Raw genomic sequence first — 6,314 nt, 5'->3', positions numbered from 1 at the left:
ATGGATTGCCACGACCTACTTGCGTGGTCTCGCAATGACGACTTTTCTACTTTATTTTCTTAAACTGACGCTTATGCACTCCATCACTCCTGCTACCTAATTATTATTGCTTTTATTCACTTTTATCAACTAATGCTATAATAGCTAATAAGGTTGAAAGCAAAATAAGTCCTACGCGTAGCCAATGCATCAATTCCCATAGTTTTAATTCATAAACTACTTGCAAAGGATCAATTGTACTATGAGCAAATCCTGCATTTGCTTTGACAAAATATACAAAAAATAACACAAATGTCATACCTAGCGATACTGCAGATGTACACCATAAGTTACGTCTCTTGCCAATTTTATTTTGCATTAATGCCAATATTACAGAGCATTGAGCTATTAGTCCAATAGTTAACATTGTAGCACCAATTGTAAAAGACCAACTGGAAAAATATGACAAAAAATCGGTAGGATTCATACTTTGCCAAAATGGTACTAATACTAAACCAATCACAATACAACCACCGGCAAAGATACTTATTGCTATTAATGCTACTAGCTCTATAATTTTTGGCATGATACCCCCTTTTTTAGTATTTTTATTTAATTAAAACAACTTCCAGACCTCTATATACCTAAGATGTAGCGATTGCAAACGCTACGGAAGTTGGGTAATCATCTGAAATAGACAAATGAATTTTAATTTGTCCAGAATTTTGTCCAAATTTGCTCTGATTTTCATGATGATAAATCGATACAAATGGCTTTCCTAAATCATCATTTAATACAGAGATATTTTTAAATTGTAAATTTCTGCCAATCCCAACGCCAAGGGCTTTGCTAATTGCTTCTTTTGCTGCAAACCTTCTTGCCAAGAAACAACCATGTTGATCTTTACTTAGAGAACTTAGCTTTTGTACTTCCTTTTTAGAAAGAATTTTATCTATAAAACGTTGACCATATAGGTTTAATATCCTCTCTATTCTTGGAATTTGTACTATATCTGTACCAATGCCAAGAATCATTTTTGTTCATTATCACTGATATTATCATCAAATACTTGATCATCTAAATCAGAATAATCTTCAGTAATACTGATATCTGCACCACTTGGTAAATAGTCAAAATCTTCTGCAACAGCATCAAGAGAAGCATCGGGATTTTCTTCATCAATAGGATCGACTCTATTTTTTGTTCGAAGGCGTTTTAGTAACTGAGATTTTAAAGAACAAACTGTTACATAACCAGCCGCTATTTCACGTAATGCCAGCACAGTTGCCTTATCACCTTTAACGTTATTAATAGTCATCTTACTGCCAGAATTTATATCATTTGCTCTTTGAGACGATAGAGCTACCAACTCAAACCTATCATGAATTTTCCCAATGCAATCTTCAATCGTTATCCTAGCCATAACCCTCTCTTTTTATTTTATAAAATCCAACTAATTGTACTAAGTATACTAAGTAACTAAGTAGATTTCAAGGATAGAATTTTTATTTATTTACTCACCTTACGCATGGCATTTACAGATCATATATATCTCGTCATTGTGAAGAAGCTTATTTTTGGCAAGTGGCACAATAAAAACTAGCCCTACCGGATTGCTTTATTTTCCTTATTATTCCCTGGCAGTTCAAACATTTCTGATTTTCTCGGGCATAGACCTGTAATTCTTGTTGGAAATAACCAGGTTTACTATCACCGCTAACAAAATCCTTGAGAGTTGTCCCGCCTGCTGATATGGCTTTTGTTAAAACATGTTTGACGGCTAACAACAAATTACTTATTTCATTATTTGATAAACTACTACCCAGTCTACCTGGATGTATTCTAGCCACAAAAAGACTTTCAGAGGCATATATATTCCCAACACCGACAATAATCCTATTATCCATTAGCAGGTTTTTTATCGGAACAGAGCGATTCAGCAATTTCATTTCTAGATACTCATACGACATATCCTCTGACAAAGGTTCTACGCCTAAATTTGCTAGAAATGTTTCTTCAAGGAGCTTTGTTTGCCCGGTATAAATCATACCGAAACGTCGTGAATCATTAAAAACTAATTTTTTACAACTCCCCAAAAAGAGAATAATATGATCATGCTTTTGTAGCTGATAATCGCTAAGTTGTAGTGTTAACCTGCCAGTCATACCAAGATGGACAATAATCGAGTAATAATTATCTAGATCAATTAGCAAATATTTTGCCCTACGCCTTAGGGCGATAATTTTTGCTGATTTTACATCTGACTCTAACTGCTCGCTCAGTCTATAACGTATATTATCCCGCCTTTTATCCAGCTTATTAATGGTAGCCCCTATTATTCGTTGTTCTAGGCAACGTTTTAATGCTTCAACCTCAGGGAGTTCTGGCATTTTTACATTTTATTACTATTTTATATTTATTATATACTACATATATCACATAAACAACTTAGCACTAATAGTCGAAATAAAATATTTGACAATGGCTGTCATCGCTCCTACTACCTAATTCTCATCAATTGACTATATTTGTCACTGATCGACGCAATAGTAATTTAAGCAAAATAATCGCCCCAAAGGCACTGCAAACCCACCATACTTGCCAAATATTAAATGAGATCATACCTATTATATAATAATTTATAAAGCAAGCATAGGCAACAGACTTATAATTTAACGTATCTATATCTATTTCCTTACTTGCTAAATTCATCTTATCATATTTAGAGGACTGCACTAAGCTTATATTACTAATTTTTTGAATATATTTATAAATTAAAGATAAAAATAGTATCAAACCTATTAAGCCCGTTTCAAATAAAATTTGCATTATATTATTATGTGGGTGTAGAGGTAATGGTGACCAAGTCCATTGATGATAGCTAACCATTTGTTCTTTATCAACTTTAAAATTTCTTGACGAAGCAAACCCATAACCCAAAATTGGCTTCTTGATAATTTGCTTGGCAACAAAGTGCCAAATAAACACCCGATGCTTAGCAGTATCAGGTAGAAATTTAGCATAGTTCTCTAATGCATAATATGGTTGTATTTTATAGCTAATTATCGGCATCATTATCGAACCGGTGAGCATAGCCAAGGTAAATAATTTCAAAAAAATAGATTGCAATGCTTTGGTTGCTAACAGCCTATTTGTTAAAAATACTAACCCACCTACGGTAAATGCTAAAAAGCTTGCCAAACTATCTGAGATAAATAATAAATAAAAAATTAACAGATAATATATTAGTGCCAATAGATATTTATGATATAGTATCAGTATAGCAATGAGTAACCAGGAAAGAACTGACAATAAAGAACAGCCCCGATCAAGAAGGAATAAAAAGAACTGACCGGAAGAATTTGGCTGAAAAATAGTACGAAAGGTTTTTGTTATAATACCATGAGATAGATATTCTATAAAGAATAGAGCAATTGCTGCCACTATTCCTATAATAAAATATATTTTTATTTTGGTTGCATTGATCGGTAATTTGTCAATATTGCTATTTACGATAAACCCTATTAGAACAACTAAAGAAACTTGTAGATAATTAACTAAAGAGGCAGGATAGTTATGTGAATAAAAATTTGTTACAAGACACCAAAGACAAAATAGTAATTCCAATTTCCAATTGGATAGCAAAGTTTTTTTAACAGCAGCATATTGCAAATTAACAAAAATTTTACCTCTTAAAATGGTTAATATAGTTAATAACCAAATAGGAACTATTACTGCTGCAGAGAAACCGGAAATTAATCCAACTGCTGGAAATAACATTACTAACACGTAAATCATGGATTGTATCATTCTTAAATATCCTTATAAACAATCTTTAGCAAAAATTTCATAAATTGGATGCTCAAAGGTGGAAACTGAAATGCTTGATGAGATAAGCCATCCTTGAAAAATTAACATAGGGTCTTCATCAATCTTATGTTCTGTAATGGTTAATAGCATGTAATTATCTCCATTGTAAGGATCAAGATTTTTTATACATTTATGCAATTTAATTTGAATGTTACCAAAATATTGTGGTTCATTAAGCTTTAATAACATTTCCTTTGATGTTGCGGTAATTTTATTTAAAGCAATAATTTTGCCCTGCTGGCAAATTTTTAATTCTGAATTTTCAGCATTATTTGGTATATTGGATAAATTATTGTCGTTAACTTGACGGTCTTTAATTTCTAAGGCTTTAATTTCTAACTCGTTACTATCTTCATCGGTAGTATCGAAGAATTCTACATCTTGAACGACGTCTTCAGCTTGTCCATAAGGAGAGAGAACACATAAAAAACCGATTATACTAGTAAATATAAGACGTTTCATCAATTTTTGTAGCATTCGGAAATAATAATTCTTTGAGTTATATTGGAGTGGTAGTTATACTACCTTGTAATAAAATTGTATATGTAAAAATTTACATTTTTTTATTGTAATTTATTTTTCTATACTCCATATTGGTAGAGTAACTAATATATAATTAGAGTCAATTGATGAGAAGTTGGCTATATCAAGACTTCTTTTAGAAGTCACTTATGTTGAGGAATTTGAAGGAAACTATCCATCCCAAACCAGATTATGGATAAATTTTTCCTGAATCACCTAAGAACCTAATACATTTGAGTAAGACTTAATGCAAGCTATTATCCAACTTATATTAACCAATCCACAAATTAAATCTAAATTTAGGACTGGTTTTTCGTACTTGTCTATATTTATTTTTATGGGCTTTGCTACTTTTGTATCTTCATCGATCAATAAATTCGTTAATGATACTATGTCAATTACCATAGCGGAACCAGAAATAGTCGACCCCTTAAAAGAACTATCGGATGAAATATCCCAAATTGTTACAGTCAAAAAAGGTGATACATTAAAAGCAATACTTTTGCATCAACAAATTCCAAGTAAAGAAATAACCCAAATTATAAAAATAGCAAGAGACAAAAATATTGAATCATCTTTAAAGATAGGGCAACAACTGGTTTTTGATTATGAAACAAAACTTATCGAACAAGATGATCAAGACCTTGCTTCCGAGTCACGTACATTGAAAAAACTAACTATAGCGTATGATAAAATCAAATCTCTAGAAATTATTAGAGAAGGTGAAGACCTTCTTGCGAAAGACGTAACCAAAGTTTTCAATAAGCTCCTAACCAAATCGTCGGTAGTTATTAATTCAAACTTTATGTCAGCTTTAAAATCTTTAGGGTTATCAAGTAATAGTATAAGTGAAATGATTAATTCGTATAGTTATCAAATTGATTTTCAACGTCAAATTAAAAATGGTGACACGGTAACTGTTATCACTGAGAAATTTGTTACCAAAGATGGTAAATTTTCCCATCATGGTAAGGTTCTATATGTATCACTTAATTTATCCGGTAAGGAGTATAATATTTTTCGATATTCTCCAAATAATACAGCAAATAATCATGATTTCTTTTCCGAAGATGGTAAAAGTGTTAAAAGAAGTTTGCTTAGAACCCCTATCAAATTAGTTAGAGTTTCCTCACATTATGGTAATAGACATCATCCTACTTTAGGTTATACCAAAATGCATAAAGGAGTTGATTTTGCAGCTCCAACTGGTACGCCAATTTATGCGGCAGGTAATGGGGTGATAACTGAGATAGGCTGGAAATCTGGTTACGGGAAATTCATACAAATTAAACATAGTCAGAATTTATCAACTGCTTATGCCCACGCTTCTAATTTTGCTAAAAACCTTAAACCAGGAAGTATAGTTAAACAAGGGCAAGTAATTGCATATGTCGGTAGTACTGGTAGGACTACTGGAGCACATTTACATTATGAAGTTAAAATAAGTGGTAAGAACGTAAACCCTATGAATGTTAAATCTACCCCTGGTATAGAACTTAGCGGCAAGCAATTGGCACAATTTAAGCAATTTAAAAATAGTATAAGGTCTTTAAGTAGTGAACTTGATAGTAAATCAGAAATTACTGAAAATTCAGCAACGAAATTTCTTTAAAATTTTATCAAAGAAGCTCTATAATTTAAGTTATTATGACTTCAGACAAGCCAAAACATGACGAAATCTTTCGCAAATCTATGGAGAATCCTATAGTTGCTAAAGAGTTTTTGGCAACTCATTTGCCTAAAGATGTACTGGCTTTAATCGATAGCACAACTGTAAAATTAGAAAAAGATAGTTTTATTGAGCCAGACCTTTCTGAAACTATTTCAGATGTATTATTTTCTGTTAAGTTTAATGATCAGGATGGCTATATTTTTTTGCTATTGGAACATCAAAGTACTGTTGATAAAATGATGGCATTTAGGTTATTTAAATATATGATTAA

At 31.8% G+C, this 6,314-nt stretch carries 8 protein-coding genes; 2 read left to right on the top strand and 6 right to left on the bottom strand.

What is annotated here, in order from left to right; all coding sequences use genetic code 11:
- Positions 1-112: 112 nt before the first annotated feature.
- The 6 genes from RiCNE_RS05225 to RiCNE_RS05200 all read right to left on the bottom strand — a co-directional run bounded on the left by RiCNE_RS05225 (position 113) and on the right by RiCNE_RS05200 (position 4,326).
- Positions 113-565: a DUF1772 domain-containing protein gene (locus tag RiCNE_RS05225; RefSeq protein ID WP_094649544.1), complete on the bottom strand. Its 453-nt coding sequence runs from the start codon at positions 563-565 to the stop codon at positions 113-115.
- Between the two features lie 58 nt (positions 566-623).
- Entirely contained in the window at positions 624-1,013 is a 390-nt protein-coding gene (gene acpS, locus RiCNE_RS05220; protein ID WP_094649543.1) for a holo-ACP synthase, read from the bottom strand.
- Entirely contained in the window at positions 1,010-1,402 is a 393-nt protein-coding gene (rpoZ, locus tag RiCNE_RS05215) for a DNA-directed RNA polymerase subunit omega (RefSeq protein ID WP_094649542.1), read from the bottom strand. Before rpoZ ends, acpS begins: the two co-directional genes overlap by 4 nt.
- A gap of 148 nt (positions 1,403-1,550) precedes the next feature.
- Positions 1,551-2,369, bottom strand: coding sequence for a bifunctional DNA-formamidopyrimidine glycosylase/DNA-(apurinic or apyrimidinic site) lyase (mutM, locus tag RiCNE_RS05210; RefSeq protein ID WP_094649541.1), 819 nt, complete (start codon positions 2,367-2,369; stop codon positions 1,551-1,553).
- 124 nt (positions 2,370-2,493) lie between these two features.
- Positions 2,494-3,789, bottom strand: coding sequence for an O-antigen ligase family protein (locus tag RiCNE_RS05205; RefSeq protein WP_094649540.1), 1,296 nt, complete (start codon positions 3,787-3,789; stop codon positions 2,494-2,496).
- A 12-nt stretch (positions 3,790-3,801) separates the two neighbouring features.
- Entirely contained in the window at positions 3,802-4,326 is a 525-nt protein-coding gene (locus RiCNE_RS05200; RefSeq protein WP_239832714.1) for a DUF2155 domain-containing protein, read from the bottom strand.
- 292 nt (positions 4,327-4,618) lie between these two features.
- On the opposite strand from RiCNE_RS05200, the gene RiCNE_RS05195 reads away from it, so the two are divergent.
- Both RiCNE_RS05195 and RiCNE_RS05190 read left to right on the top strand, forming a co-directional pair.
- Entirely contained in the window at positions 4,619-5,983 is a 1,365-nt protein-coding gene (locus tag RiCNE_RS05195) for a M23 family metallopeptidase (protein WP_094649539.1), read from the top strand.
- A gap of 35 nt (positions 5,984-6,018) precedes the next feature.
- Positions 6,019-6,314: Rpn family recombination-promoting nuclease/putative transposase (locus tag RiCNE_RS05190; RefSeq protein ID WP_133062949.1), on the top strand; the 296-nt coding region annotated here is incomplete at its 3' end.

This window comes from Rickettsia endosymbiont of Culicoides newsteadi, from assembly GCF_002259525.1.
GTDB lineage: Bacteria > Pseudomonadota > Alphaproteobacteria > Rickettsiales > Rickettsiaceae > Tisiphia.
Note: the sequence above shows the minus strand (reverse complement) of the source record. Positions and strands in the feature narration are given on the sequence as shown.